The organism is Corynebacterium sp. HMSC066C02 (assembly GCF_001814945.1).
Classification (GTDB): domain Bacteria; phylum Actinomycetota; class Actinomycetes; order Mycobacteriales; family Mycobacteriaceae; genus Corynebacterium; species Corynebacterium aurimucosum.
This window is the reverse complement of sequence record NZ_KV818474.1, coordinates 1-25,314: the sequence shown is the minus strand read 5'-3', so window position 1 is coordinate 25,314 and position 25,314 is coordinate 1. Positions and strand designations below refer to the sequence as shown.

Sequence of the window (25,314 nt, the reverse complement as noted above, 5' to 3'; positions counted from 1 at the left end):
CCGCGAGGGTACGCGAAAGGCCCAGGCAATGTAGCCCGGGCCTAAAAGTCAGAAGAACACGTTTCTAGAAGCTCGCGAGGTGGTTGGCCACAAACTCGTGACCGCGCGCATTAATGTGCAGCGGCAGGTTGCCCGGCCCCGCGGAGAAGTCCACCAGACCCGCCCACAGGCGCTTGTCGGCGCCGGCACACATGCCACGATCCCAGGTCATCGGCTTCATGTCCACGAACTCAACTCCGGTAGCGTGCGCCAGGTCCACCTGCATCCACTGCGCGACGTTTTCATAGCGCTGCACCATCGGCAGGGCCGTGGCATCGGCCGGCTTCGGACCAAAGTGGAGGAGGCAGTAGCGGTCGCCCGAGCCAATGGTCGGGTAACCCACGATCTGGATGCGGGCATTGGGCGCTGCCGCACGGATCTTGTGAATCAGCGGTGCATTGGCGCCGACCCAGCGGGCGCGCAGGTCACCGTCGGAAAGCCCGGCGTTGTTATACGTATCGTTGAACCCGCTAGAAAAGAGCACGCGCTGGGTGTCCGCACTGAGCGCGCCACGGCGAATGGCATCGTCGATCTGCGCATTCACCTGCGGCCCCTGGGACATGGACACAGCACCCGAGCAGGAGAAGTCCGCCACCGGCATGCCCAGCTTGGCGGCGGTGCGCTTGGCGTAGTTATTGCCGGACGGGCAGTTCAAGCTCGGGTTGCGCTGAGAAGAGCCCAATCGCGAGGACAGATACACATCCAGTTGCGGATCCGCGAGCACGGAATCACCGAAGGCAACGAGGTTACGCTCGCCGGCAACAGCCTGGGGAGCTTGGGCCAATCCAACCGCCACGAGGAGGGCGGCGCAGAGGGTGGCAATGCGCTGAGTAGACTTCACGTGACTAATGTCCTTCCAAGAGAGTATGTTCTAGACCGAAACCATAATAGACTACGCTAGCGGTTGCAGCTTATGTAACAATAGCAACACCTGTAACAGGTTGTCGTTTTTATTGCGGCTCCCCCGCCGCCCCGTAACCTCTTTTCCCCTCTTTTCGATGAGAACCTTATGAAGCTTTCTGATGTAACCTTTCACGCCGCTGCCCTCGGGCGTTTTATCCCCTCGCTGTTCCGCGCAGGCCTCATTAGCCCCGCCGGCGGCCCGCGGGCGGTGGCCTTGACGGCACCGGTTCTCGCGCGCTACCGCTTCACCACCGCCCGCGAAGTGGAGCAGGCATACATGACCTGCCCAGAACGCCTAGCGCTTATCGACGATGACGGGGCACTCACCTACCGCCAACTGCGCGATCATTCCCGTACCTTTGCGCGCTGGTTGCGCTCCCTAGGCCTCGACGAGATCCGCCTCGGTGTTATGGCACGCAACGGCCGTGGCATCATCACCCCGTTGGCCGCCAAGGGCTATGCGGGGGCACACATCTTTTTGCTCAACGTTGGATCTTCCCCCGAACAGCTTGCCGGATGCATCGAGGAAAACCGCATCAACGTGCTGGTCATTGACGATGAATTCGTTGACCGCCTCGCCCCCGCCGACGACTCTAATCCCACCAATAGCGCTAGCCCCATTGATGGCCTGCACGTGGTCATTGGCCACGAGTCCGGTGCGGAAATTCCCGCTGAGCTGGCGCAGGCGGCATCGCTGCGCAAGATCGTGGAGAACCCGCGGGACGTCGAGAAGCACAAGCTTCCCACCTGGCCCAAGCACGGGCATATCGTGCTGATGTCCTCCGGCACCACGGGTATTCCCAAGGGAATCATGCGCCCGGAGCCCACGCTGCCAGTGGTGGTTGCCTCCATCGTGGATGCGGTGCCGTGGCGCGGGGACCAAAAGGTGCAGATGACCGCCTCCATCTTCCACACGTGGGGCTGGGCCTGCCTTAACATCGCTCTGGGCCTGCGCAATACCATTGTCACCCGCCGTGTCTTTGACCCGGCGGCCGCGCTCGATGATATCCAGCGCTACCAGCTCGATGGCCTGCTTTCCTCCCCCGTCTTCTTCCGCCAGATGGTTAAGGTTGACCCGGATTCGGCGCATGACACCTCAAGCCTGAAGTTCATTGCCTCCGCCGGGCACGCGCTGACCCCGGAGATTGTCAAGGAAACCCACGAGCGCTTCGGCCCGATTCTCTGCAATGTTTATGGCTCCACGGAGCTAGCACTGGCATCGACGGCCACCATGGAAGAGGTGGCTAAGGACCCGACCATCGGCGGCAAGATTGCCTCCGGCACCAAGCTGCGCATCCTCGATGAGGAAGGCAATGAGGTCCCGCGCGGCGAGGTCGGCGAGATTTACCTGACTAATTCCACCGCGCTCATTGGCTATACGAACCCGAAGATTCCGCTCAACAAGGTTGATGGCCTCATCTCCATCGGGGACTTGGGCTATATCGACCCCGACGGCTACCTGCACGTGGTGGGCCGCGCCGATGACATGATCATCGTCGGTGGTGAGAACGTGCACCCGCAGTCGGTGACGGAGGTTCTTGAGGCCATGCCGGGCATCGCGGAGGTGCACGCCGGCGGCGTGGAGGATGAGACCACCTTCCAGCGCATCGCCGTGTGGGCAGTAACCACGCGGGATGCCCTGGGCAACACCGTGACTGCCGATAGCATCCGCACCTGGGTCCGCGAGAACCTCGCCGACCACTCCGTGCCGCGCGACGTCCACTTCCTAGACAAGCTGCCGCGCAACGCCACGGGCAAAGTGGTGCCGCGCCTGCTAAGCCACACCGACTAGCCCACGCTCATTTTTCTCTGCTTGTTTTCTCAAGGCATAGAACCCACCAAGCCAAAACTGCCCTAGTTGCCAAAACCTTCGCTCCTCACCGCATGAAGCAGCATGGGTTTTGTCAACTAGGGCAGTTTTATGTCTGGGCTGAACCGAATCAGATTAGTTGCTGCGCTTGACGGTTGCGGCGACCTCGCCTGGCAGGGCATGGCCCTCGCGAGCAATGTCGACTCCGGCAACCTGCTTGGCCGTCGGGCACACCACCGGGGTGATGAGGTTGACGCCGCGCTCGCGCAGCTTGCTCGCCTCCACCGCGATGATCGGCGTGCCGGCAGTGACGGTATCGCCCTTCTTGGCCAAGGCCGTGAAGCCTTCACCCTTCAACTCCACGGTGTCGATACCGATGTGGATGAGCAGGTCCAGCCCGTCCGCAGTCTGCATACCGAAGGCATGGCGCGTCTTGAAGACCATGGTGATGGTGCCGTCTACTGGGGCGCAGACGTCGAAGGCATCGACGGCATCAGGCATAACGGCGAAGCCTTCGCCCACCATGCCCTGGGCAAAGGAGGCATCCGGGACCTGGGAGAGCTCAACGACGTCACCCGCGAACGGGGCGCGCACGTCGACATCCGCGTCATCGCTGCTGACGCGATTAGCGGAAGCGGCACCGGCGCTGGCTGCAGCCCCCGCAGCTCCAGCCGCGCTCGCTGCACCAGTCGTGGCCAGGGCCGGGGAACCGTGGCGCAGCTGGTGGCTGACCTCGTCATACATGAACTGTACGGCCGGGCCCACGATGACCTGAACACTCTTCTCGGAGGGGTGGATGACACCGGAGACGGCGGCGCGTTTGATCACGGAGTCGCGAACAAGCGCGCGGTCCTTCACACCCACGCGCAGGCGCGTGGTGCAGTAGTCCAGAGAGTCGATGTTGTCCTTGCCGCCGAGGCCCTCGATGATGCGGGCGGCATCGGCTGCGGTCTTGTCATCGCCGGTAGCAGAATCCTCCACGTTGTCGGCTTCGTCCTCGCCGCGGCCCGGGGTCTTGAGGTTAAGCCAGCCGATGAGGAAGTAGAAGATGATGAAGTAGAGGAAGAAGAAGCCCACGCCCATCACCAGCAGCATGTACCACTTGTTGGCCAGCGGGTTCTGCGAGGAAAGCAGCATATCCACGAAGCCGGCAGAGAAGCCGAAGCCAGCGGTCCACTCCATGGTGGAAGCGATGAAGACGGACAGGCCCATCAACAGCGCGTGCACCACATAGAGCAACGGGGCAACGAACATGAAGGAGAACTCTAGCGGCTCGGTCACACCGGTGAAGAAGGAAGCCAGGGCACCAGCAGCCATCAAGGAGCCGACCACCTTGCGCTTCTTCTTATCCGCACGCAGGTACATCGCGAGTGCCGCGCCCGGCAGACCGAACATCATGACCGGGAAGAAGCCCGCCTGGTAGCGGCCCACAACGCCCTCGACCGTGCACTGTCCATTCGCCCAGATGCCCGGGCAGTCCGCGGCGGAGGTGGCGGCTGCGGCTGCTTCGATGGTCTTTTGGCCCGCCTGGAAGTTGCCAATGTCGTTGATACCGATGACGTCGAACCAGAAGACGGAGTTCAACGCGTGGTGCAGGCCAGTCGGGATGAGCAGGCGGTTAGCCACACCATAGATACCGGCACCCGCCGCACCCAGGCCCTGGATGGAGGTACCGAAGTTGAAGAGCGCGTTGTAGATGAACGGCCACACGAAGTAGAGGACGCCGGAAATCACCATGGCGATGATGGCGGTAAGAATCGGCACGAGGCGCCGGCCTGAGAAGAAGGCCAAAAAGTCCGGCAGCTTGGTGCCGTGGAAGCGGTTATAGACCCAGGCCGCCATGATGCCGGCGAGGATGCCAAAGAGGACGTTTCCGCCGCCCACGGCGTTCCAGCCCTCCGATGCCCAGTGCAGAGCCTCATCGCCGGTCAGCGCGGTGGGGTCTTCGATGCCGCGGTAGCCGGCCACGGCGTCGGGGCCGAGCAGCTTCATGAAGGTGGCGAAGGCCAAGAAACCAGAGAGTGCCGCAGCACCGTTGGAATCCTTGGCCAGGCCGAAAGCAATGGCGATGGCGAAGATCCAGCCCAGGTTGGCCAGGACCGCGTCACCGGAGCTAATCAGCAGCTGGGCGGCGAGGTTATCCGGGCCGGCGGCGCTGGAAATCCAGTAGCCAAGGCCACTGAGGATCGCCGCGACGGGCAGCACCGCCACGGCGCCCATGAGGGCTTTCCCGAGCCGCTGTAGCGGCCCCATGACATCTATTTTCATGTCTGAAACGTCCTTTCGAGCGGAAGAAGGTGGAAGGAAGAGCTTTAGTGCAGCCTGTTCTGGTCCGCGAAGAGGTAGTACTCGCGGTCCTCCAGGAGAGCGGCGGCGGCTTCATCAACGATCACGGTCGCGCGCGGGTGCAGCTGCAGCACCGAGCCAGGGCAGCGCGCGGAGAGCGGCCCCTCGATCATCGCCTGTACCGCATTGGCCTTGTTGGTGCCGGTGGCGATGAGGAGCAGGTGGCGGGCCTCGCTAATCGTGCCCAAGCCCTGCGTCAGTGCGTGGCGCGGAACCTCCTCCAGGTTGTCGAAGAAGCGGGAGTTATCCTGCACGGTCTGCGGATGTAGGGCCACCACGCGGGTGCGAGACGTCAGGGAGCTCGAGGGCTCGTTGAAGCCAATGTGGCCATTCGCGCCAATGCCGAGCAACTGGACATCGATGCCGCCGGCATTCCGGATGGCCTGGTCATAGGCGGCGGTGGCTGCCACGGGGTCGGCAGCGCTGCCCTCTGGGCTCTTGACCAGGGCATCATCAAAATCGACGTGGCTGGTGAAGTCACGGCGGATGGTGGCGTAGTAGGACTGCTCGTGCTCGGGGGCGAGGCCTAGGTATTCGTCGAGAAGAAAAGCGCGGCTGCCCGCGAAGCTGACCTCGCCGCGCTCGTGGCGGGCGATGAGCTCCTTGTACGTGGCCACCGGGGTGGAACCGGTGGCCAGTCCCATGGTGGCTGAGGTGTTGGCGTAGCTTGCGAGGATATCGGCGGCGGCGACGGCCACGTCGGCAGGGGTGGAGCGGATGAGGATTTCCATGATGTGCCTTTCTGATGCGAGTGAGAGTGCTCTTTAGGAGTTTATAAATTCGGTGCCACCGACAATGACGCGCACCGGTTCCAGCTGGGCATTGAGGCCCACCAGGTTGGCACGTGCGCCAACCGCGATGCGGCCCAGCTCCGCCTGCCCCAGCACGCCGGCGGCAGTGGTGGAGGTAAAGCGAACCGCCTCGCCCAGACCATGGCGCGCGGCGAAGCTGGCGAATTGCTGGGCCAAGGTGGACGTGCCACCCGCGATGGCGCCGCTGGGCACGCGGGCTACTCCCCCGCTCACGGTGACGGGCAGGGAGCCCAATTCATAGTCACCGTCGGCCATGCCAGCCGCCGCCATGGCATCCGTCACCGCGAAGGAGCGGGGGTTGTGAGCCATGTCCACGGTGCCGTCCACAAGATGCACGCCATCGGCGATGAGCTCGACAGCCACGTCCCCCGCCTTCGCCGCGGTGAGCAAGGCGGCCACCGTGCCCGGCGCGCGGTGGTGGATGGGCGGCATGGCGTTGAAGAGGTGCGTGCCGGTCACGGTGACGCCGAGCTCTTTGGCCTGGGCGATAACCTTCAGCGTGGTGTCGTAATCGGCCTCGGTGTGGCCCAGGCTGGCGATGATGCCGTGCTCCGCGCAGACTTCGAGCAGCTTGTCAGCGTTGTCCGTTTCCGGCGCAAAGGTAATCGAACGCAGGTGGCCGCGGGCCGCGGCGATGACCGCGCGGAAGAAGTCCGGGTCACCGGGCACGATGCGCGAAGGGTCCTGCGCGCCACACTTAGCCGCCGCGATGAAGGGGCCCTCCATGTGGATGCCGGCGATTTCGCCTTCCTCAGCCAGCTGGGCCAAAAGCTCAGCTCGGGCGCAGAGCTCTTCTTGCGTGCCGGAGACCAAGCTGGCCAGCAGCGTCGTGGTGCCGTGCGCGCGGTGGAAGCGGGCGGCGGCCAGGCACTGCTCGTAGCTGCCGTTGGGGAATCCCCCGCCGTTGCCTCCGTGGTTGTGCAGGTCCACGAAACCGGGTACCCACAGCAACGCATCCGGGTCCCCGGCGCGCCAGGCGGCCTCGGCTGCGGGGGCATCGCAAAGCGCTATGCCCTCAATGCTCTCCCCGAATGTGACGGCCCCGGCGCGCAGCTCGAAGTTCTCATCGATGTAGAGGCCCTCGACGTGGCCTTTCGCCTCTGTCTGCATGACTCATTCGATTCTGCTTGTACAGGCTGGCGTGGCGCAGCCCGGCTGACAATTCACTTGAAATTTATCAGGGCTGCTGATTTTTGTGAATCACGCCTCCGCCGAAGGGGGTGTGTGAGCACAGGTGACTTTTAGCGTGTTAGGTGCACCGCGTGGGATGTCGAAAGGCCCGGCGAGCTACCAGCCGCGGGTGGCCACTCGGTCCCAGAGCTCGTTGTTCGCCAGCTCGCCAGCACCCGCAGGCGAAGTGCCAACGAACACGTCTCGTGCATCAGGATCATCAGCAAGAATGTAGCGGAACCACGCGGTGGCATAGCCGTCCCCGAACTCTAAGACGTCCTTGTGGTCCGCGCCCAGGCGGCGGGCAATGATTGCCGGACCACCGGCTGATTCAAAGTTCTCCTCTAGGTCTGACCACGGGCTGACAAGCCAGCGGTCTGAACGGCCATCGCTCGTCATCAAGAACAACGGTGCCTTGACGTCCGCGGTGGTGTAATCCCAGTCATTGGACTGTGCCACTTTGTGGGAGGCCGGGCTCGCCGCATACACAGCTGCTACCTCCGTGTGGGCCGCAGCGTTGATAGCGCCCGCGCCGCCCTGTGAGTGTCCGAAAATACCGACCCGCGATCGGTCCACACGGGATTCCAGTTCCGGCAAGCGCTCGATCAAGTGCACGACATTCTCCCCGGTTCCGGTTTGGGGCGTCTCATCACCGACGACCACGAAGCCCCAACTGGCCAGGTGTTCCGCCACGGGCAGGTAACTGCTCAACGGCGTGTTCGTGCCATTAGCCATGACCACCGCCGGAAATGGTCCCGCGCCCGTCGGTGCCGCGATGGTCACGTCACCATCACGCCGCACGTCGACCTCGTGCGGCCCCTCGCCCGCAAACGACGCTTCCAGCGGGCCACCTGTCTCAGCGCTGTAACCGGCAGCCACGCCGTCATCACCGGTCACACTATCGGCGTCTACCCACTGCATGAATCCCACAAACCCGACAAACGCCACCACAATCACGGCCACCACGGCAATCATGCCAACCACAAGCTTTTTCATGCTCTATATTGTGTTTCCCACGAGAGCGAAGGTCACTAGCGCTAGCACTACTTTTTCCTGTACACAGTGCATGACCTGGCACCACCTACAAAAAGACGATACGGCGAATCAAAGCGCGAGCACTCCCCACCCCACAACGGTAGAGTTGAGGCCATTTAGCCCACCTGACCCGCCACTTGCACGGAGCTATCCTCATGGCCCACTTTTCTGCACGCCAGCTCAAGCGCTTTATGGGATTCTGGCCGCCCTTTTTAGGCGCTGGCATTAAGGTCAAGGAATTCGCTGATGATGGTACCCGCGTCGTGGTCAGCCACAAGCCAAACATGCTGACCAAGAACGCCATGGGCGTGGCCTTCGGCGGCACACTCTCCGCCATGACGGATCCCTTCTTCATGCTTGCCTCCATGCACCGTCTGGGCAAGGAGTACCGCATCTGGGATGCCGCGGGAGAAATTAAGTACCTCAAGCCCGGCCGCGGCACGGTCACCGCCGATATGCGCATCCCCGAGGAGACCTACGCGCTCATCGAAGAAAAGACGGCCAACGGCGAGAAGTACCTGCATTGGTTCGACGTGGACATTCTTGATGAGGAAGGCGATGTCGTCGCCCATGTGCGCCGCCAGGTGTACTACCGGCGCAAGCAGAAGTAAGCGCTGAGTGAGCAAGTCCCACCCGGTTTTAGACACAGTGGATCAAATTTGGATCATATGAAGCCAAAATGTAGCCACGGAGGCCGATATTGCACTGGATGAAACAATCCCCCGCAACCATTCATACTGGTCACGGGGGATTTTATGTGGAGCCGCCTGCGAGAATCGAACTCGCGACCTTCTCATTACGAGTGAGATGCTCTACCGACTGAGCTAAGGCGGCACGATGCAGTGTGTATATGCACCGCGTGAGAGTCTAGCCTAGGCCAGGGCTGAGAAAGAAATCGGGCTGCTTGATGTGGGGCACGCACAGCAAATGCTGCAAGTTAGCGCGCACCGCAGGCTAGGCGCAGGCGACCCACCATACCGTCGAAAGCCACCTGCGGGGTGACGTTCTGCGGTAGCTGCTCGCGGCAGGTGCGGATGGCGGACTGGGCGGCCAGCAAGCCATCTTCGCTCACACGCTGGGCAAGTTCGCCGGCCAGGCCGGCGAAATCCGGGTGGGTCATCTCCACCTCGGCACCAACTTTGAGCATGAGTGCATCACGGTAGATGCCGGCGAGATCCACGAGGGCGATGTCGAGGCCGTCGGCGATGCGGCGCTTAGCGCGCTTCTTGTGAAGCTCCTCCATATCCTTCAGGGCACTGCGGGCGTCGCGCTGCGCCTTCGTCGCGCCCTTACCCTTGGCACCAACGCCGAAGGATTGTTCAATCTTGGATCGCTCCGCCTCCTCCGCCGCCGCGTGGGAGTCCTTGGCCTCCTTCTCAATGAATTTCAGCAGCGCTGTGACGGATTGAAAGGCCTGGGAGCCGTGAAAGACATCCTCGGCCAGGTTGATGGCCATGGCGCGGCGCTTCTGCGCGGCGGGTTCGTTGACCAGGTGTCGCGCGCGGCCCACATGACGCAGGGTGGTCACGGCGGCCAGGCGCGCGTCATCTTCACTAGCCCCCTCGGCGACGAGCTGCTTGACCACACCCTCCACGCTCGGCGCCGGGATATAAAGGTGGCGGCAGCGGGAACGCAGAGTGACCGAGAAGTCCTCCGGATCCTCCGAGGGCGCGACCATAATGATGACGGTGCGCTCCGGGGGTTCCTCTACGGTCTTCAATAGTGCGTTGGCGGCCTCGTTGCGGAGGCGATCTGCCTTGTTGAAGATGACCACGCGCCAGGGTGCAACACTCGGCAGGCTGGCCGCGCGCCCAATGACCTCGCGGGCCTCGCCGACCGTAATGAACTGCTCCTGCGGGTCCACGTAGACCAAGTCGGTGTGCTCTTGATTGTCCAGGACGCTTTGGCAGGAGGGACAGCGCCCGCATCCGGGGTTGCCGTTCTCGTCGGCAGAAGTGCACATGAGTGCTGCGGCGAAACACTGCGCCGCCAGCGAGCGGCCGGCACCGGGAGGACCGGTAAAGAGCCAGGAATGGCTCATCGCCCGCGGGTCACCTTCGCCCCGTGCCGCGCGGGCAGCACTGAGGATGGTGTGGGCGACGGAGGGGGCGTCGGCAAGCCTTTCTGCAACGCTTGATGTATTCACTCGCCCTAGCCTACTGGGATAACTAAAGTGAGTAACCATGAATAGACTGATGCGTGGCGCCCGCTGGTTATGGGGTACTCAATGGCCGATGTACGCCGCGCTCGTCCTTGGCTCCAACATCATCGGTGCCATTGCGATCATGACCTTCGTGGTCTTCTTTCTCCCCATGCCGGAGATCTCCGACTTCATCGCCCACACGCCCCACCTGTGGACCTATGGCACGTTGTTCGTAACCTTCGCCGTCATCATCGGCATCGCGGTGACCCTGCGGCTGTTCCGGCCGGTCTTGGACTGGCAGCGCAGTCCCGATGACCATGATCCCAATATGGTGCGCAACTTGGTCCTGCGCATCCCGCTCTACCAATCTGGCGTGGCCGCAGGTGTCTGGCTGCTGGGCATTCTTTTGGCGGTGATATTAGCGGGCCAGCACTCGGCACGGCTGGCCGTGGTCGTCGGTGTTTCTGCTGCGCTGGCTGGAGGCCTCATCGTTCTCCTGACATACCTGCAGGCGGAGCGCCTCGTGCGCCCCGTGGCGGCGGAGGCCGTGGCCCGGCGCTTTGAGGATTCCACCCTGGAACCGCCGATTAAGTACCGTCTGCTTTCCACGTGGCTCATGACCTCCGGCATCCCGCTCATCGGCATCATCCTGGTGCACCTGGGACAGAAAATGGGGATGTTCACCGCCGATACCGCCGATATCATCCCCGCCATCATCGCGCTGAGCATCACGGCGCTGGGTACGGGGCTTATCGGCACCATGTTCGCCATGATGAGCGTGGTGGACCCCATCCTGGAGCTACAGGACGCCATCAACCGCGTGCGCCGCGGCGAGAACGACGTCCAGGTAGACATCTACGACGGCTCTGAGCTCGGTGTTCTTCAAGCTGGTTTCAACGAAATGATGCGCGGCCTGCGTGAGCGCCAGCGCGTGCGCGACATCTTCGGCCGCTATGTCGGCACTGAGGTGGCACAGCGCGCCTTGGAGGAGCGCCCGGAGTTGGGCGGTGAGGACCGCAAGGTGGCCGTGCTGTTTATCGACGTCATCGGCTCCACCACCTTCGCCGTCAACCACACCCCGGAGGAGGTCGTGGAGGAGCTCAACAAGTTCTTCGAGCACGTCGTTGAGGTGGTACACCGCAATAAGGGCATCATCAACAAGTTCCAGGGTGATGCTGCTCTGGCCGTGTTCGGTGCCCCACTGACGGTCTACGATGCCAACTCCATGGCCCTGCAGGCTGCCCGCGAACTGCGCCAGGAACTGCGCGGGCTGCGACTGCAGGCAGGCATCGGCGTGGCCGCGGGCCACGTGGTGGCCGGCCACATTGGTGGTGCGGATCGCTTCGAGTACACCGTTATTGGTGATGCCGTCAATGAGGCCGCACGCCTTACCGAGCTGGCCAAGGACACGCCCGGCCAAGTGCTCACCAACTCCGCCACGCTGCGCGGCGCTAACGAGGCCGAGCAAGCGCGCTGGACACTGATGAAGTCTATCGAGCTGCGCGGGCGTCGCCGCATGACGCAACTGGCGCGCCCTATCCGCCCGACGCTGGCGGAGCGCGCCCTCGGATAAATAAGTCTTTGTGATTCTGGTAGTTTCGGGGCCATGCCCCATCAGCCACACCAGCCCCATCCGCCACGCCAGACCTCGAGTCCTCGCCTTCTCGTCCCCGACGTCGCCCGCGGCATGGCTCTGCTAGGCATTGCGCTGGCAAACGTCTGCACCGCGTGGATTATGAACGACGGCAATGGCCCCGATGCTTATTTCGGCGGCGTCGACTCCCTCGCAGACAAAATCTACGTGGTCTTTGCCGCCATGTTCATTCACGTGCGCGGCCTGCCGATGTTCTCCACGCTCTTAGGTTTCGGCGTGGGGCTTATCGCAATGAGCTTATGGCGGCGCGGCTTCCCGCTTCTCCGCGCACAAGCCGTGCTGGCAAAACGCTATGGCTTTCTCGCCCTGTTCGGCGTCTTGCACTGCCTCTTTCTCTTTTCCGGCGACATCATGATCCTCTATGGCGCGATGGGCATGCTCATCGCACTGCTGCTTTCTTTAACTGACAAGCTCCTCATGCGCGTGGCCTACGGGCTTTGTTCGCTGCTGGTTGTGTCGGGCATCGGAATGGGTATTGGGGCCGCATTCATCGATACTTCAGATTTCGATTTCAGCGGCTTTACTGCCGCCGACTCCTATTGGGAGCTGCTGGGTGAGCAGGCCATCATGGTCAGCGCCCAACTGATGTCCATCCCCCTAACCGGCGCCATGGTCCTGCCTGTCATGCTCGTGGGCTTCGTGTGGGCGCGCCGCGGCACTCTGGCCGGGGGCCATCATCGCGAGCTATGGGCGTGGACACTGGTGGCTGTAGCCATCATTCTCTTCCTCGGCCTGCCTTGGGGCTTGTCGACGATTGGGGTGCTGGATCCAGCGCTGGCAGATCCCCTCAACGCAGCAAATAGCTGCATCGGAATGCTCACCGGGCCGGGCATCGTGGCGGCGGCGACACTTGCCCTGGAACCCCTGCAGCGCCGTGGTGCGCGCCCGTGGTTCCTGTGGCCGCTCATCGCACTCGGCAAGCGTTCCATGACCGGCTATGTGCTACAGTCCGTGTTCTTCCTGGCGCTGGTCTACCCCTTCACCCTCAACATTGGACCGGAGTTCAGCGCCGCAGGCCAAGCAACGTTGGCCGCCGGGGTATGGCTAGCAACGCTTATCATCGCCTGCGCGCTCGAGGCCGCAGGCAAGCCTGGGCCCTTCGAGTGGGTGCACCGCCGCTTGTCCTACGGCAAGACAATGCGCCCGGAATTAGGTGCGGCGTCTAATCCCGGCCCTTCCGCGCCAACCCATCCACCAGCAGTACCAGGCCTACCGTCTGCGCCGCCGACTGCGCCGCATCCAGGGCTCGGCCACGCAGGCCCGCATCCTGGCGCTGCTCAACCGGGTTCAGGACCGTCAGCGCCTCAGAGGCCAGAAGCAGGTTAGCGCCATGGCTCAGCCCTTGCGTGGCTTCGTCGGCGCGGAACTTCTCATCACCGGCTAGCGCGGAGAGAGCGGCCGCCGGGATTCCGGCGACGGCCGTGGCGAGGCGCTCACTCCGGGTGCGCGAGAGCGCAATGCCTGCGGCCCACGCTCCGGCGCGCAGACCCCAGCCCACCGCATCATTGCGCGCGCCGCGCAGCGCCCACGCGAAGGATGCGTATTGTGCGCTCACACACGTCACGCCGAACGTCGTTGGTGCACCGCGCTTGGCGGCCTGCCCCAGGGATGCGGCGATGAGCCCCACGCGGGTCTCCGGTGCGCAGTCCGGGCGCAGGGCCAGCAGCACGGGTACAGCGGCCGTCGTGGCCACACCGAGCGTGCGCCACTTAAACAGGCGTGACCAGACAGCAGTCTCCCCCGCAGCAAGCGCGCCGAGGGTGAAGTGATCGCGGCCAGTAAAGGCCGGGCCCGCCGCGCGCAGGAGAGCCTCCGTGCCTTCCTGGGTGCGGGCCACCATATCGCGGGCGAAGCTGGTCTTCATGTCCTGCTACTTCCTGCGCGAGCCGGCCTTGACCACGTTCTTGGTGCCCGGCGAAGGCTTCTTCGTGGCCTTCTTGGTCGACTTCTTCGTGGCCTTCTTCGTCGATTTCTTGGTCGACTTCTTGGTGCTCTTCTTCGTCGACTTCTTCGCACCACCGTTCGCGGCATCCTTGGCGCGGCGCTCGGAGAGGAGCTCGTTGGCGCGGGCGTCGGTAAGCTGCTCCGGGTCGTCACCACGGCGCAGCGAGGCATTCGTCGTGCCGTCGGTGACGTACGGGCCAAAGCGGCCATCCTTGACCGTCATCGGCTTACCGGACACGTCGTTATCACCCAGCTGCTTAATCGGCGGCTGCGCCGCCGCACGGCCGCGGCGCTTCGGCTCCGCGTAGATGCGGCGCGCCTCATCCAAGGTGATGGAGAAGATTTGCTCCTCCTTCGCCAGGGAGCGAGAGTCCTTGCCCTTCTTTAGGTACGGGCCATAGCGGCCGTTCTGCGCGGTGATGACCTCGCCATCCGAGGGGTCCACGCCCACCTCACGCGGCAGACTCAGCAGCTTCAGTGCTTCCTCGAGGGTGACGCTGGCCGGCTCCATCGAGGCAAAAAGCGAGGCCGTGCCTGGCTTGAGCTTCTCCTCGACGTACTCAGCAATGCGCTTTTCCTTCTGCTTCGCCGCGGTCTTGGTCTCCCAGTTCTTGGCGCGCTTGCCCTCGGCGGCGCGCTGGGCGTCCTCCGCGGCGCGCTCTTCCTTGACGATCTCCTCGGCTTCGGCCTCGGCCTTCTCGCGCTCGTCGTCACGCACCTGCTCGGTCACGTACGGTCCGAAGCGGCCTTCCTTGGCCACGATGGTGCGGCCATTCTCCGGGTTCTGGCCCAGCTCGCGCCCGCCCTGCGGGGTGGCGAAAAGCTTCTCCGCCAAAGCTTCATTGAGCTCATCCGGGGTGACCGTCTCCGAGAGGTTAGCGCGCTGGTACTCCACCGTGCCATCCTCGTTGGTACCCACGGCGCGCTCAATATACGGCCCGTAACGGCCCACGCGCACGAAGACATCGCGGCCCTCAGCGTCGGTGTAGAGACGCAGCGAGTTGACCTGGCGGGCATCGATAGCCTCCAGGTTGATGTCCACCAGGGACTTCAGGCCGCCGTGGCGGGCAATGGATGCGGCCTTGCGCTCGCCGGCCTCCGTGTTGCCGAAATAGAAGTTATTCAGCCAGTCCGTACCGTTCTCCGAACCGGCAGCAATGGCATCGAGCTCGTCCTCCATGGAGGAGGTGAAATCATAATCCACCAGCTCGGTGAAATTATTCTCCAGCAGGCCCACCACCGCGAAGGCAACCCACGAAGGCACCAGCGCGTTGCCGCGGGAGAGCACGTAGCCGCGGTCCTGGATGGTCTTGATGATGGAGGCGTACGTCGACGGGCGCCCAATGCCCAGGTCTTCCATCTTCTTGACCAAGCTGGCCTCGGTATAGCGCGCCGGCGGGTTGGTGGAGTGGCCGTCGGCAGTAACCGCAGCGGTCTTCAGCGTGTCGCCCTCGTTGAGGTGCGGCAGGCGCGACTCTTCCTTCGAGCCCTTCGCCGCCACGTCCTCATAGGCCTTGAGGAAGCCCGGGAAGGTAATCGTGCGGCCGGTCGCAGAAAAGTCCGCGTCGTGACCACCAACGCTCACGGCCGCGGTCACCTTCATCGAGGTTCCCTTGGCATCGGCCATCTGGGAGGCCACGGTGCGCTTCCAGATTAGCTCGTAGAGCTTATACTCCTCAGCGTCGAGCTGCCCGGCCAGTTGGCCCGGGGTGGCGAAACGTTCGCCGGCGGGGCGGATGGCCTCGTGGGCCTCCTGGGAGTTCTTCACCTTGCGGTCATACGTGCGCGGCCCATCCGAAACAAACTCCGCACCGAAGATGGAGGTGGCGGCCTCACGCGCGGCGCCTAGGCCCTGCTTGGACAGGGAGGTCGAGTCGGTACGCATATAGGTAATGTGACCGTTCTCGTAAAGACGCTGCGCAATGCGCATCGTGCGCTCCGAGGTGTAGTGCAGGCGGCGGCCTGCCTCTTGCTGCAGCGTCGAGGTCATAAACGGTGCGGAAGGTTTGCGCGAATAAGGCTTGTGCTCAACGCTGGCCACGGTCATGGTGGAGCCTTCCAGCGCGCTGGCCAGCTGCTCCGCCTGGGCCTGCTTGACGACGACCACCTCGTCGCTCTTCAGCTGCCCCTTATCGTTGAAGTCGCGGCCCGCGGCCACGCGCTTGCCATCAAGGGCGCTCAAGCGTGCGTCAAAGTCCGGTGTGGACTTGAGCGTTGCCGTGAGATCCCAGTACTCGGCGGGGATGAACGCCATGCGCTCGCGCTCGCGCTCGACGATGACGCGGGTAGCCACCGACTGCACGCGGCCAGCCGACAGGCGCGGCATGACCTTCTTCCACAGCACCGGGGAGACCTCGTAGCCGTAGAGGCGGTCGAGGATGCGGCGGGTTTCCTGGGCGTCGATGAGGTTCTCATCGAGCTCACGAGTATTTTCCGCCGCCTCCAGGATGGCGGACTTGGTGATCTCGTTGAAGACCATGCGGCGCACCGGCACCTTGGGCTTGAGCACCTCGAGCAGGTGCCATGCAATGGCCTCGCCCTCGCGGTCGGGGTCTGTTGCGAGATACAGCTGGTCGCATTCCTTCAGCTTGGCTTTAAGGTCGGCGACCTTCTTCTTCTTGTCCTGGCTAATGACGTACAGCGGGGTGAAGTTATCCTCCGGGTTAACACCGAGGCGCGCCCAAGATTCCTTCTTGTACTTGGCGGGGACGTCGGCAGCACCGCGGGGAAGGTCCCGGATGTGGCCGACGGAGGCCTCAACAATGTACTTATCGCCGAGATAAGGCTGAATCTTCTTCGCCTTGGTTGCTGACTCGACGATGACCAGGGTCTTCCCCGGGCCGGTAGCTTCTGCCACTTCGACTTCATCCCTTCCGATGGTTAGTCCTCTGCTGGGCAATTGCCCCTAGAGTACACAGATAGAGGTTCACTCTAGTTATTCAGGCCAGTACGCGTCCACACAACAGGGGGTCTATACTGGCCGTCCGAGGATTCGCCTCACAGTACACAACCGGGAGACAGCGTGATTGCGTCTATTACTGCATGGTTCGAGGTCATCATGGCCACCCAGTGGATTTATCCGCTGGTGGGTTCGCTGATTTTCCTCGACTGCTTCTTCCCCGTGTTGCCTTCAGAGGTTCCCCTCAACATGGTTGGCGCTTGGTCTGGTTCCCAAGGTTTTCCCCACCTTCCCACCATGTTTTTTGTCGCGCTGGTTGCCGCCATTGTGGGGGATAACTTGTGCTTCTTTCTGGGAACGCGGCTCATTACCCTTATTAATAGAGCCCAAAAAGGCACGAAGGCCTACGATGCCTTAACGTGGGTTAAACGCAACATTCGGCGCAGCGGCGGCGCGGCGATCATCATTGCGCGTTTCATCCCCTCGGCCCGGCTCTTCATGACGATTCTGCTCGGCTCGATGCGCTACCCGTGGCCGCTGTTTTTCTTCTTCGACACCTTCGGGGTGCTGCTGTGGGTAGCGCAGGCGCTAGCCATTGGTTACCTCGGCGGCGTGGCCTTCTCCGGCTCGCCCGCGATAGCCATGCTCATTTCCATCATCGCCGCGGTCATCATCGGCTTCGGCCTGCAAAAGGGGCAGAATAAGCTGCTGGAATGGTGGGATACCCGGCGCGGCTATGCCGAATCCCCCTAAACCACCTCGACGTTGGTGGCCTGCTGGCCCTTAGCGTCTTCCCCAATCTCAAAGGAAACGCGCTGGTTATCTTCGAGAGTGCGGAAGCCGGTTCCTTGGATCTCGGTGTAGTGCACGAAGATATCGCCGGAGCCGTCCTCCTGCTCAATGAAGCCGTAGCCTTTTTCGGCGTTGAAGAACTTGACGGTACCGTATGCCATGATGAGTTGTCCTTTGCGGAAATAAAGTAGTGCAAACTAGTGCACCAGTGTGCCACGTTTGGACACCTACAGCAGATTAGTGGAGGCAAGCGTGAGTGAGAACCCTCTGGGTGAGGAGCTCGTCGAGCACCTTGTTGAGCGTTTCCCCGAGTCCGAGCTAACGCACTCCACCACCGTGCCCGCCCAGCCAGCGAGCTATGCCGCGTGGCCGGAGTGGGTCCTGCCGGAGCTGCGGGCGACGTTGGAGGAGCAAGGTGTGGCCAAGCTCTATGCCCACCAGGTCGCCGTGGCACAGGCCGCGTGGGAGGGGCGCGACGTGGTGGTGTCCACCGGGACGAGTTCCGGAAAGTCGCTGGGCTACCGTTTGCCCATCCTGTCCCGCCTGGCGCAGGATTCGACCGCGTGCGCGCTCTACATCACGCCGACGAAGGCGCTGGGTTCGGACCAGCTGCGCGCGGTGCTGGAGCTCACGCAGGATATCGCCGTGCTTCGCGACGTCCACCCCGCCCCCTACGACGGCGACACCCCCACCGAAGCGCGCGCCGGCATCCGGGATCAAGCGCGGTTCATCTTTTCCAACCCGGACATGATTCATTCTTCTCTGCTGGGGGCGCATCAGCGGTGGGCGCGGGTGCTGAGGCACTTGAAATTCATCGTCATCGATGAGGCGCATGCCTACCGCGGGGTTTTCGGGGCGAACGTGGCGCTGGTGGTGCGGCGTTTGCTGCGGCTGTGCGAGCACTATGGCTCGCGGCCGGTGGTAATTGCGGCTTCGGCGACCATGCGGGATCCGGCGCGGCATACCGCGCGGCTGACGGGGCGCGAGGTGCTCGCGGTGACTGAGGACGGCGCGCCGACGGGTGCGCGGACCGTAGCGCTGTGGGAGCCGGGTTTCATGGAGGGCATCGAAGGCCAGAACGGTGCCCCCGTTCGCCGCGCCGCCACGACAGAAGCGGCGTGGATGATGGCCGCGCTCGTGGCGCAAGGTGCGCGGACGTTGACCTTTGTGCGCTCGCGGCGCGCGGCAGAGACCACCGCGCTACGGGCAGCGGAGGAGCTCTCCGGGAGGCTGGGCCGGCCGGATTTTGCGCGCCGGATTGCGGCCTACCGTGCGGGGTACTTGGCTGAAGACCGCCGCGCGCTGGAGCAGGCACTGGATGATGGTTCACTGCTCGGTGTGTCCACTACCTCGGCTTTGGAACTGGGCATTGACGTCGGCGGGCTGGATGCCGTGGTCACCGCTGGGTTCCCGGGTACGGTCGCCAGCTTTTGGCAACAGGCAGGACGCGCGGGCCGCCGCGGGCAGGGCTCTCTGGTGGTGTTGGTAGCCCGCGATGAACCGATGGATACCTACCTGGTTCACCACCCGGAAGCGCTGTTGGGCCGGCCGGTCGAGGCCAGCGTGTTCAACCCCGCTAACCCTTATATTCTGGGCGGACACGTGTACTGCGCGGCGGTGGAAAAACCGCTGAGCGACGCCGACGTGGCCGCCTTCCACGCCGAGGACGTGGTCCACGACTTAGCCCAGCAGGGCTTGCTGCGCCGGCGCCCGCAGGGCTGGTTCGCCGCTCCCCTGCCTGCTGGCTCCAGCGAGCTCACCCCGGAGACCGCGCACACGGCCGTCTCGCTGCGCGGCGGCTCAGGCGAGGAGGTCATGATTGTCGATTCTTCCGACGGCCGCCTGCTCGGCACCATCGATGCAGCCCGCGCGGTCAGCCAGGTACATCCCGGCGCGGTGTACCTGCACCGCGGTGAAAGTTTCGTGATCGAGGAACTTCACCTCGGCGGAGGCGATGGTGGCGCAGCTCCCGCCGAGCCAGGCGTAGCCCTCGCCGTACCGAAGACGCCGGACTACACCACGCAGCCGAAGTCCACGACGGATATCCGCATCCTGCGCGAGGCCGATGACTTGGTGAACTACGCCCCCGGCCTGTGGGTGGCCAGCTTGGAGGTGGAGGTGACCGACAAGGTCACCGGCTACCAGGTTCAGCTTCCCGATGGCTCCGTGGGCGAGGATATCCCCCTTGACCTGCCGGAACAGCGCCTGGTGACCCGGGCGGTGGCCTATACCATCGATCCGCTGGCACTCGCAGCGATGGGAGTCACCGCCGGGCGCACGCCCGGCACCCTCCATGCGGCCGAGCACGCCGCCATTGGGTTGCTGCCGCTCATAGCCACCTGCGACCGCTGGGATATTGGCGGCGTGTCCACTGCCCAGCACGCCGATACGGGCTTGCCCACGGTCTTCGTCTACGACGGCCACCCCGGCGGCGCCGGCTTCGCCGAGGAAGGATTCCGCCGCTTCCCCGAGTGGATCAAGGCCACCTTTGAGGCCGTGCGCTCCTGCCCCTGTGAATCCGGCTGCCCGTCATGCGTGCAATCCCCCAAGTGCGGCAACGGCAATAACCCTCTGGACAAGGCGGGCGCTATAGCTCTCCTCGGCGCACTGGTCACCATGACCTCTTAGACCGGACCAGCACGGGCGATGGCGCTGCGCCCGCGCAGCCGAGCAGTGACCTCGACATCGCGACCATCCATGACGCAGGAGCCGAGCTCCGCGCCGTTAAGCGCGGCAATCTCTGTGGCCTTCGTGCAGGCGTCCCTGCCCTTAGCCGCCTCCCACGCGCCGGCCACGGCGGCGAGGTCTGCCGCCACCTGCGCTTCGTGCCGCGCCACCACCGCTGATCCGACCGCCGCGACTGCCAAGAGCAGCGATGTCACTGCGGCGATGATCCCGGCGGTGACGACGGTGGCATAGCCGTCCTCACCCGCGAGGTGTCTCGCCCAGCTGCGCTGACGACACCTCATGGCTGCGCCCCTGCGGCCCCACCGGCTGCCATCTCCGCGGGAAACACCGCCTGCGCACGCATGGTTCCCAAGGGTGCGGGCACGGCAGCCTCAGCGGTCATAAGGCCGGAGCCTTCGCTCACGGTGACCGTCACTCCTTCGCGCTGAAAGTCCACGCCGATGGCGGCGGAGCGAGCCGCAGCTCCCGCGGCGTCAACGGCAGCGAGGTGAGCCGACAGCGTGGCGATGCCACCCACGATTCCCGCCGCAACGATGACGAGTGCGGACAGCGACAGAGCCGCCTCGATGGTGACGGAGCCGGCGTCATCAAGCGCGCGCATTAGCCTGGAGAGTTGGACAGGGCGTCGGTGATGATGGACGTAATGGCGCTGGTAACTTCGCCGCCATTGACCACGGCATAGAGCACCGCGGCGAGGGCTGCCGCGGCTAAACTGCCCATGGCATATTCAATCGTGGACATCCCATCATCATTAGCTAATAGTGACTGGTAGTTTACCTTTTTCTGCATGGTTAACCTATCTTTCTTTCCTGTGTTTGTGTAGGTTGCGTGTGCTGAGTTGGTGAGTGGTTAGTTGAACGGTTGGTTGTATGTGCTGACTTAGAAGAGTTGCTGGCCCAAGCTGATGAGGACAGGTATCAACCCAAGGACCAGGAATGCGGGAAGGAAACACACGGCCAGCGGTGCTGCAATGAACACGCCAGCGCGCTCTGCCCGCGCGGTAGCTTGTGCCGAGGCTTCGGCACGCAGCTGCGCCACCAACCGGTGGCACCCAGTAGCCATGGCCGCCCCCGATTCGCCAGACAGCTGCGCAAGCCGCACCAGCTCTTCCAAATGCGGCTGACTGGCCAGCGCCGACCACGCGGTACCCATGGGAACCCCCACCCCGATAAGCGCCGCTGCCTCTGACCACCGCGGCGAGGCTTCAGCGACAGCTAGCACGGCACTGCGCGTGGAGAGACCGGCCTCCAGGCATGCGGCGAAGAGCTCCAGGTCGCTGGCTGCATCAAGCGCACTGTAGTCCGTGTCTGGACCATCGCGCGGCGTCTTCGGGCGCGGCGTGCGCGAGCCCGACTGGGCTATCCGCCCAGCTGGTGCGGAAGCGGTAACAGCGAGTGCCGCGGCCATTAATGCAGCGGAGATATAGGTCAAGACCATCACTGCGCCGCCTTCCGCAGAATGAGGCGCGACCAGGCAAAGCCGGCGCAGACGAGTGCCACGCCGACGTCGAGAAGCACGCCCCCTAAGCCACCACCCAACAAGAACCCCAGAGAATCCGCACCCATCGCCCCACCCATGAGAATGCCCGCCAGCGGCAAGCACGCCAGGATAACCGCGGTGGCCTGCGGACCCTGCAAAGAGGCAGCGGTCTCACCGGCGTGGCGGCGCGCGGTATCCAGCTGGCTTTGGGCCTGCTCAATGAGGTTCGCCAGCGCCACACCATGGCGCCCAGACAGGGTGAGCAGCGCTGCATAGCGCGCAACCTCCGGTGCATTGAGAGCAACCGCGGGTGAGCCCCCTTGCGCCGCGAGTCCCGCCGCTGTGCTCAACGCGTCGCGGAGACTCTCCGGAGTGGAGTCAGGAAGGGCATCTGCACCCCGACGCAGCGCGCCCGCCGTTGTCGAGCCCGCCCGCAGCTCAGCGGCAATAGAACCAAAATAGGAGGCGAGTGCCTCAGCACCGCGGCGCTGGCGCCGGGCGGCTGCCAGGTCATTGGCAAACCACAGCGCACAGGCCACAATGCAGCCCACCGCCACCACAACAGTGGGCCTGCCGAAAAAGACACAGCACCCGACCCCGAGGAAGACAGCCGCGGGTGCCAGCGAGCGAGGCTTCGGAGATTCCAGCCGCGTCACCGAAGCAGGCTGCGAGAGCAAACACGCCGCTGCAAGGAACAGCCACATCATGGTTCCACCCCCAACCGCGAACACAGCTGCGCAAACCCGGGAAGCGGGCCCTCTTCGGCCGTCCACACCAGCTGAGGCGTGACCGGGTTTCCCTCCAGCACGCCGAGGTGTGCGAGGCGTCGACCCTGCGGGGTACGCTCCATCCCAAGAACCACGTGCACTGCGGCCGCTAGCTGCGAGTGCAGCGCCACGCGGTCGAGTCCTCCCAGCGCGGCGAGGGCCTCCATGCGGGCGGGTACTTCATCAACAGAGTTGGCATGCACGGTGCCAGCCCCACCATCGTGCCCAGTGTTGAGCGCGGCAAGCAGTTCCACTACCTCCGCGCCGCGGATTTCACCGACGACGATGCGGTCTGGGCGCATGCGCAGCGCTTGGCGGAGCAGGAGCGACATAGAAATCTCGCCGCGCCCTTCCGCGTTGGCCCGGCGCGATACCAAGGTCACCACGTGCGGGTGATTCGGGGAAAGCTCCGGGGTGTCCTCGATGATGAGCAAGCGCTCGGTGACGGGCACGCACCCCAACAAGGCAGCGAGCAACGTCGTCTTGCCGGAGCCGGTCCCACCAGTGACCAGGAAGGATGCCCGGCACTCAACGACGGCCCGCAAGACATGCTCCAAGCTGGAATCAATGCTGCCATTGGCTATTAACTCCTCCAGGCTGGTTTGCGCCTGGCGCAACACACGAAGGCTGATGCAAGTTCCGCTTGCTGAAGGAGGCGCAAGCAACGCGTGAAGTCGGATCCTCGTGCCATCGGGGCGGGTCAAGCGTCCATCGGCAAAAGGTTGCGCATCATCCAGCCGCACGCCCGCCACCGCAGCCAGCCGGGTAGCAAGCTGGCGTACTTCGGCGTCATCGGCAAAGCCGATATCACGCGGCTGCAGGCCCTGCCCGCAATCGACGAAACAGGAATCGGGGCCATTAACAACAACATCGGTCAGCCCCGGCAGCGATAGGACCGGTTCCAATAATCCTAAGCCCACGGAATCGTGGCGCAAGCGCTGCAGAAGGTCGAGCACATCGACATCGCTGATGACTCCGGCCTCCTGGCGAATACGCCGCGCCAAGGCCGGTGCATCGTGGGCCAGCTGCGGCTCGGCGGCCACGATAGTGCGCATCGTATCGATCAGGTTCATGCCACGGCCTCCCACATCTGGCGCGCGGCACGCACAAGGGCTCGGGGCAGCTGACGCGGCAGCCCACTGGTTTCCACTGTGCGGGTCAAACCACGGATCGTCGGCAACTCAGCGATGGGTTCTGCATGAGTCACCGTGGCAATATCGCTGGCGTCCAGACCCGCCCACTGCCGGTTGCGCACGACGACGGAGCACTCCTGCGGCCGGGCGCGAAGCTCTGCCACCAGCTGCGCGCAGGCGGCGGCTGCCCGCACCTCAGCGGCGGTCAGCACCACCACGTGATCCGCCGCATCGGGGATATCCCACGGCGGGCAATCCACCACCACGGTCCCCGGGTATAAACACGCAGCTTGCATAATGGCCGCGCGCCGGGTCGCGGTCATCTCAACCACCTCTGCGCTGGCAGACCTCGCCGCTGAGAGAACCGCGATGCCATCCGGGGTGGCGGGCAGAGCACGGACAAGGTCTGCTGCATCAACCGAACCGGTCCCCGCAGCGAGATCCGGCCACCGCGCGCCGGGCTTGTTCTCAATGCCGGTGAGCAAGTCGAGGCCGCCGGAATACGGGCTCGCATCAACCAGAAGGTCCGCGCCCGCCTCGCGGGCCAGCGCCACCGCCACGGTCGAGGCACCCAATCCCCCAGCGGAACCGGTCACCGCCAGGGTTATACCGGTGGACACGGTGGTCTCCGGAGTGGCGTCCGCAGCTAATGCGCCCAGGAGCTCTTTTGATTGGGCAGGAACGATGAAGGCGGCAGTCGCGCGGCAACAGAGTGCGGCCTCATAATCAATCGGCCCCGGATCCAGCGCCAGGAAATACACACGCGGATGCCCCGCCACGAGACGGGCCGTCAGCGAATCAGCTAAGACAGCATCCGCCTTCGGCAGGTGGCGGGAAAAGTCCCGCGGATCCTCGACGGTGCTCACTTCCGCAGTACTGGCAGCAGCCGCGGAAGCTGCTTCTGCTCGCAGTGCGGCATCCCCGACTGCGATAACTAGGTGAAACGTGCTCATGCCCGAAGCATGCGCGAGCACACCTACCACGCGCTAGGGCTTCCTAGCCGCCTGTGGATAACTCCGCAGTTTTCATCTATAGACGCCGGTTTTGATGACGTTTAAACAAATTTAACGGGGTTTAAAGCCTACAATTCACAGGGAACCCGCCACGTCGTGGCTTAAGGGACATTTCGTGTGGATAAACCGATACGGATTCCTGGGGCAGCCTGGGATAATGCGGTGATCTTGATTTTGGATCGGTTCCAACGGCCCGATCTGTGAAATCAACACTGGATAGTCCTAGGTCTGTGATAGGAGGACTGCTGCTGGTGCGGTAAGGCCAATTCCTATGGTTAATAGGAATCGGCCGTCGTGTGACGTGTGCGGCCATGGACTGGTTAAGAACGGCAAAACCGCGGCAGGAACCCAACGCTGGCTATGTCCTAAATGCAACGTTTCATCGATTAATACCCGCGCACACACCAGCGAGATTCGGCATTTCAAAATCTTTATTGACTGGATTCTTTCCGGCGAATCTGCAGACCATTTAGCCAAGCGCCTTGGGGTAACAAGGCGGACTTTGACCCGGTGGTTCAAGCTGCTGTGGTTTATCACCGTGCCCACTTCTTCTGACCCCTATCGTGTTTACGATCAGGTCTTTATCGACGGCACCTACTTTCACAAGAAATGCCTGCTGGTAGCCTGCACCGACACACACGTCATCGCCTGGCACTTGAAGCGTCCTGGGTTTAGTTCCGCTTCTTT

21 protein-coding genes, 1 tRNA gene and 1 pseudogene are annotated in these 25,314 nt (G+C 63.6%); 7 read left to right on the top strand and 16 right to left on the bottom strand.

The genetic code is table 11. From position 1 onward, the window contains the following. Nucleotides 1-64: 64 nt before the first annotated feature. Nucleotides 65-880 (bottom strand): GDSL-type esterase/lipase family protein, encoded by an 816-nt coding sequence (locus tag HMPREF2996_RS10540; protein WP_070731303.1) that lies wholly within the window; start codon nt 878-880, stop codon nt 65-67. Between the two features lie 168 nt (nt 881-1,048). Here HMPREF2996_RS10540 and HMPREF2996_RS10535 point away from each other — a divergent pair, with 168 nt between their 5' ends. Further along, nucleotides 1,049-2,734, top strand: a complete 1,686-nt coding sequence (locus HMPREF2996_RS10535; protein ID WP_070731302.1) for an AMP-binding protein — start codon at nt 1,049-1,051, stop codon at nt 2,732-2,734. A gap of 153 nt (nt 2,735-2,887) precedes the next feature. On the opposite strand, the gene nagE is transcribed toward HMPREF2996_RS10535, so the two are convergent. The 4 genes from nagE to HMPREF2996_RS10515 all read right to left on the bottom strand — a co-directional run bounded on the left by nagE (nt 2,888) and on the right by HMPREF2996_RS10515 (nt 8,076). After that, nucleotides 2,888-5,020 carry an N-acetylglucosamine-specific PTS transporter subunit IIBC gene (gene nagE / locus HMPREF2996_RS10530; protein WP_070731300.1) on the bottom strand — a complete coding sequence of 711 codons (2,133 nt, stop codon included), beginning with the start codon at nt 5,018-5,020 and terminating at the stop codon, nt 2,888-2,890. Nucleotides 5,021-5,064: 44 nt separating this feature from the next. Continuing rightward, the gene (nagB, locus tag HMPREF2996_RS10525; protein ID WP_070719055.1) at nt 5,065-5,829 is read right to left on the bottom strand and encodes a glucosamine-6-phosphate deaminase; all 765 of its coding nucleotides are present in this window, start codon (nt 5,827-5,829) and stop codon (nt 5,065-5,067) included. Nucleotides 5,830-5,862: 33 nt separating this feature from the next. Continuing rightward, nucleotides 5,863-7,020 carry an N-acetylglucosamine-6-phosphate deacetylase gene (locus tag HMPREF2996_RS10520; protein ID WP_070731298.1) on the bottom strand — a complete coding sequence of 386 codons (1,158 nt, stop codon included), beginning with the start codon at nt 7,018-7,020 and terminating at the stop codon, nt 5,863-5,865. A gap of 177 nt (nt 7,021-7,197) precedes the next feature. Further along, nucleotides 7,198-8,076, bottom strand: coding sequence for a poly(ethylene terephthalate) hydrolase family protein (locus tag HMPREF2996_RS10515; RefSeq protein WP_070731296.1), 879 nt, complete (start codon nt 8,074-8,076; stop codon nt 7,198-7,200). A 194-nt stretch (nt 8,077-8,270) separates the two neighbouring features. On the opposite strand from HMPREF2996_RS10515, the gene HMPREF2996_RS10510 reads away from it, so the two are divergent. Continuing rightward, complete coding sequence (locus HMPREF2996_RS10510; protein ID WP_070731295.1) at nt 8,271-8,726, top strand: DUF4442 domain-containing protein; 456 nt, start codon at nt 8,271-8,273, stop codon at nt 8,724-8,726. Between the two features lie 147 nt (nt 8,727-8,873). On the opposite strand, the gene HMPREF2996_RS10505 is transcribed toward HMPREF2996_RS10510, so the two are convergent. Then, nucleotides 8,874-8,949 (bottom strand) — tRNA-Thr (locus HMPREF2996_RS10505). 103 nt (nt 8,950-9,052) lie between these two features. Next, nucleotides 9,053-10,300: a DNA polymerase III subunit delta' gene (locus HMPREF2996_RS10500; protein ID WP_083276410.1), complete on the bottom strand. Its 1,248-nt coding sequence runs from the start codon at nt 10,298-10,300 to the stop codon at nt 9,053-9,055. Here HMPREF2996_RS10500 and HMPREF2996_RS10495 point away from each other — a divergent pair. Continuing rightward, the gene (locus HMPREF2996_RS10495; protein WP_070444091.1) at nt 10,299-11,831 is read left to right on the top strand and encodes an adenylate/guanylate cyclase domain-containing protein; all 1,533 of its coding nucleotides are present in this window, start codon (nt 10,299-10,301) and stop codon (nt 11,829-11,831) included. The two genes, HMPREF2996_RS10500 and HMPREF2996_RS10495, sit on opposite strands and share 2 nt — an antisense overlap. 33 nt (nt 11,832-11,864) lie before the next feature. After that, nucleotides 11,865-13,238: a DUF418 domain-containing protein gene (locus HMPREF2996_RS10490; protein WP_083313809.1), complete on the top strand. Its 1,374-nt coding sequence runs from the start codon at nt 11,865-11,867 to the stop codon at nt 13,236-13,238. A gap of 544 nt (nt 13,239-13,782) precedes the next feature. Here the strand turns inward: HMPREF2996_RS10490 and topA are convergent. Next, complete coding sequence (gene topA, locus HMPREF2996_RS10485) at nt 13,783-16,713, bottom strand: type I DNA topoisomerase (protein WP_070731291.1); 2,931 nt, start codon at nt 16,711-16,713, stop codon at nt 13,783-13,785. A 201-nt stretch (nt 16,714-16,914) separates the two neighbouring features. Between topA and HMPREF2996_RS10480 the strand changes: the two genes are divergently transcribed. Continuing rightward, nucleotides 16,915-17,508, top strand: coding sequence for a DedA family protein (locus HMPREF2996_RS10480; protein ID WP_253287253.1), 594 nt, complete (start codon nt 16,915-16,917; stop codon nt 17,506-17,508). On the opposite strand, the gene HMPREF2996_RS10475 is transcribed toward HMPREF2996_RS10480, so the two are convergent. Continuing rightward, a complete protein-coding gene (locus tag HMPREF2996_RS10475; RefSeq protein WP_010189920.1) occupies nt 17,505-17,708 on the bottom strand; it encodes a cold-shock protein in 204 nt (67 codons plus the stop codon). The genes HMPREF2996_RS10480 and HMPREF2996_RS10475 overlap by 4 nt on opposite strands. Nucleotides 17,709-17,799: 91 nt before the next feature. Here HMPREF2996_RS10475 and HMPREF2996_RS10470 point away from each other — a divergent pair, with 91 nt between their 5' ends. Continuing rightward, complete coding sequence (locus HMPREF2996_RS10470) at nt 17,800-20,175, top strand: DEAD/DEAH box helicase (RefSeq protein WP_070731290.1); 2,376 nt, start codon at nt 17,800-17,802, stop codon at nt 20,173-20,175. On the opposite strand, the gene HMPREF2996_RS10465 is transcribed toward HMPREF2996_RS10470, so the two are convergent. The 7 genes from HMPREF2996_RS10465 to ssd all read right to left on the bottom strand — a co-directional run bounded on the left by HMPREF2996_RS10465 (nt 20,172) and on the right by ssd (nt 24,567). Next, entirely contained in the window at nt 20,172-20,516 is a 345-nt protein-coding gene (locus HMPREF2996_RS10465) for an Rv3654c family TadE-like protein (protein WP_070731289.1), read from the bottom strand. The genes HMPREF2996_RS10470 and HMPREF2996_RS10465 overlap by 4 nt on opposite strands. Further along, the gene (locus tag HMPREF2996_RS10460) at nt 20,513-20,836 is read right to left on the bottom strand and encodes a hypothetical protein (protein ID WP_070645699.1); all 324 of its coding nucleotides are present in this window, start codon (nt 20,834-20,836) and stop codon (nt 20,513-20,515) included. The genes HMPREF2996_RS10465 and HMPREF2996_RS10460 overlap by 4 nt, the downstream gene beginning before the upstream one ends. Next, the gene (locus HMPREF2996_RS10455; protein ID WP_070444112.1) at nt 20,836-21,024 is read right to left on the bottom strand and encodes a DUF4244 domain-containing protein; all 189 of its coding nucleotides are present in this window, start codon (nt 21,022-21,024) and stop codon (nt 20,836-20,838) included. Before HMPREF2996_RS10455 ends, HMPREF2996_RS10460 begins: the two co-directional genes overlap by 1 nt. A gap of 90 nt (nt 21,025-21,114) precedes the next feature. Next, nucleotides 21,115-21,672, bottom strand: coding sequence for a type II secretion system F family protein (locus tag HMPREF2996_RS10450; RefSeq protein WP_070645695.1), 558 nt, complete (start codon nt 21,670-21,672; stop codon nt 21,115-21,117). Continuing rightward, nucleotides 21,672-22,421 carry a type II secretion system F family protein gene (locus tag HMPREF2996_RS10445; protein WP_070731287.1) on the bottom strand — a complete coding sequence of 250 codons (750 nt, stop codon included), beginning with the start codon at nt 22,419-22,421 and terminating at the stop codon, nt 21,672-21,674. Before HMPREF2996_RS10445 ends, HMPREF2996_RS10450 begins: the two co-directional genes overlap by 1 nt. Further along, nucleotides 22,418-23,554, bottom strand: coding sequence for a TadA family conjugal transfer-associated ATPase (locus HMPREF2996_RS10440; protein WP_070444121.1), 1,137 nt, complete (start codon nt 23,552-23,554; stop codon nt 22,418-22,420). Before HMPREF2996_RS10440 ends, HMPREF2996_RS10445 begins: the two co-directional genes overlap by 4 nt. Further along, the gene (ssd, locus tag HMPREF2996_RS10435) at nt 23,551-24,567 is read right to left on the bottom strand and encodes a septum site-determining protein Ssd (protein WP_070731387.1); all 1,017 of its coding nucleotides are present in this window, start codon (nt 24,565-24,567) and stop codon (nt 23,551-23,553) included. The genes HMPREF2996_RS10440 and ssd overlap by 4 nt, the downstream gene beginning before the upstream one ends. 331 nt (nt 24,568-24,898) lie before the next feature. Here ssd and HMPREF2996_RS12525 point away from each other — a divergent pair. Beyond that, nucleotides 24,899-25,314, top strand: a pseudogene (locus HMPREF2996_RS12525) (IS256 family transposase); the annotation flags it as partial.

Bases quoted from the DNA above. Each gene is read 5' to 3' on its own strand.
- HMPREF2996_RS10475 (WP_010189920.1), bottom strand. From the start codon at position 17,708: ATGGCATACGGTACCGTCAAGTTCTTCAACGCCGAAAAAGGCTACGGC.
- HMPREF2996_RS10445 (WP_070731287.1), bottom strand. From the start codon at position 22,421: ATGATGTGGCTGTTCCTTGCAGCGGCGTGTTTGCTCTCGCAGCCTGCT.
- HMPREF2996_RS10510 (WP_070731295.1), top strand. From the start codon at position 8,271: ATGGCCCACTTTTCTGCACGCCAGCTCAAGCGCTTTATGGGATTCTGG.
- HMPREF2996_RS10500 (WP_083276410.1), bottom strand. From the start codon at position 10,300: ATGGTTACTCACTTTAGTTATCCCAGTAGGCTAGGGCGAGTGAATACA.
- HMPREF2996_RS10440 (WP_070444121.1), bottom strand. From the start codon at position 23,554: ATGAACCTGATCGATACGATGCGCACTATCGTGGCCGCCGAGCCGCAG.
- ssd (WP_070731387.1), bottom strand. From the start codon at position 24,567: ATGAGCACGTTTCACCTAGTTATCGCAGTCGGGGATGCCGCACTGCGA.
- HMPREF2996_RS10460 (WP_070645699.1), bottom strand. From the start codon at position 20,836: ATGCGCGCGCTTGATGACGCCGGCTCCGTCACCATCGAGGCGGCTCTG.
- HMPREF2996_RS10490 (WP_083313809.1), top strand. From the start codon at position 11,865: ATGCCCCATCAGCCACACCAGCCCCATCCGCCACGCCAGACCTCGAGT.
- nagE (WP_070731300.1), bottom strand. From the start codon at position 5,020: ATGAAAATAGATGTCATGGGGCCGCTACAGCGGCTCGGGAAAGCCCTC.
- HMPREF2996_RS10455 (WP_070444112.1), bottom strand. From the start codon at position 21,024: ATGCAGAAAAAGGTAAACTACCAGTCACTATTAGCTAATGATGATGGG.
- HMPREF2996_RS10450 (WP_070645695.1), bottom strand. From the start codon at position 21,672: ATGGTCTTGACCTATATCTCCGCTGCATTAATGGCCGCGGCACTCGCT.
- HMPREF2996_RS10480 (WP_253287253.1), top strand. From the start codon at position 16,915: ATGGCCACCCAGTGGATTTATCCGCTGGTGGGTTCGCTGATTTTCCTC.
- HMPREF2996_RS10535 (WP_070731302.1), top strand. From the start codon at position 1,049: ATGAAGCTTTCTGATGTAACCTTTCACGCCGCTGCCCTCGGGCGTTTT.
- HMPREF2996_RS10520 (WP_070731298.1), bottom strand. From the start codon at position 7,020: ATGCAGACAGAGGCGAAAGGCCACGTCGAGGGCCTCTACATCGATGAG.
- HMPREF2996_RS10515 (WP_070731296.1), bottom strand. From the start codon at position 8,076: ATGAAAAAGCTTGTGGTTGGCATGATTGCCGTGGTGGCCGTGATTGTG.
- HMPREF2996_RS10495 (WP_070444091.1), top strand. From the start codon at position 10,299: ATGAATAGACTGATGCGTGGCGCCCGCTGGTTATGGGGTACTCAATGG.
- HMPREF2996_RS10465 (WP_070731289.1), bottom strand. From the start codon at position 20,516: ATGAGGTGTCGTCAGCGCAGCTGGGCGAGACACCTCGCGGGTGAGGAC.
- nagB (WP_070719055.1), bottom strand. From the start codon at position 5,829: ATGGAAATCCTCATCCGCTCCACCCCTGCCGACGTGGCCGTCGCCGCC.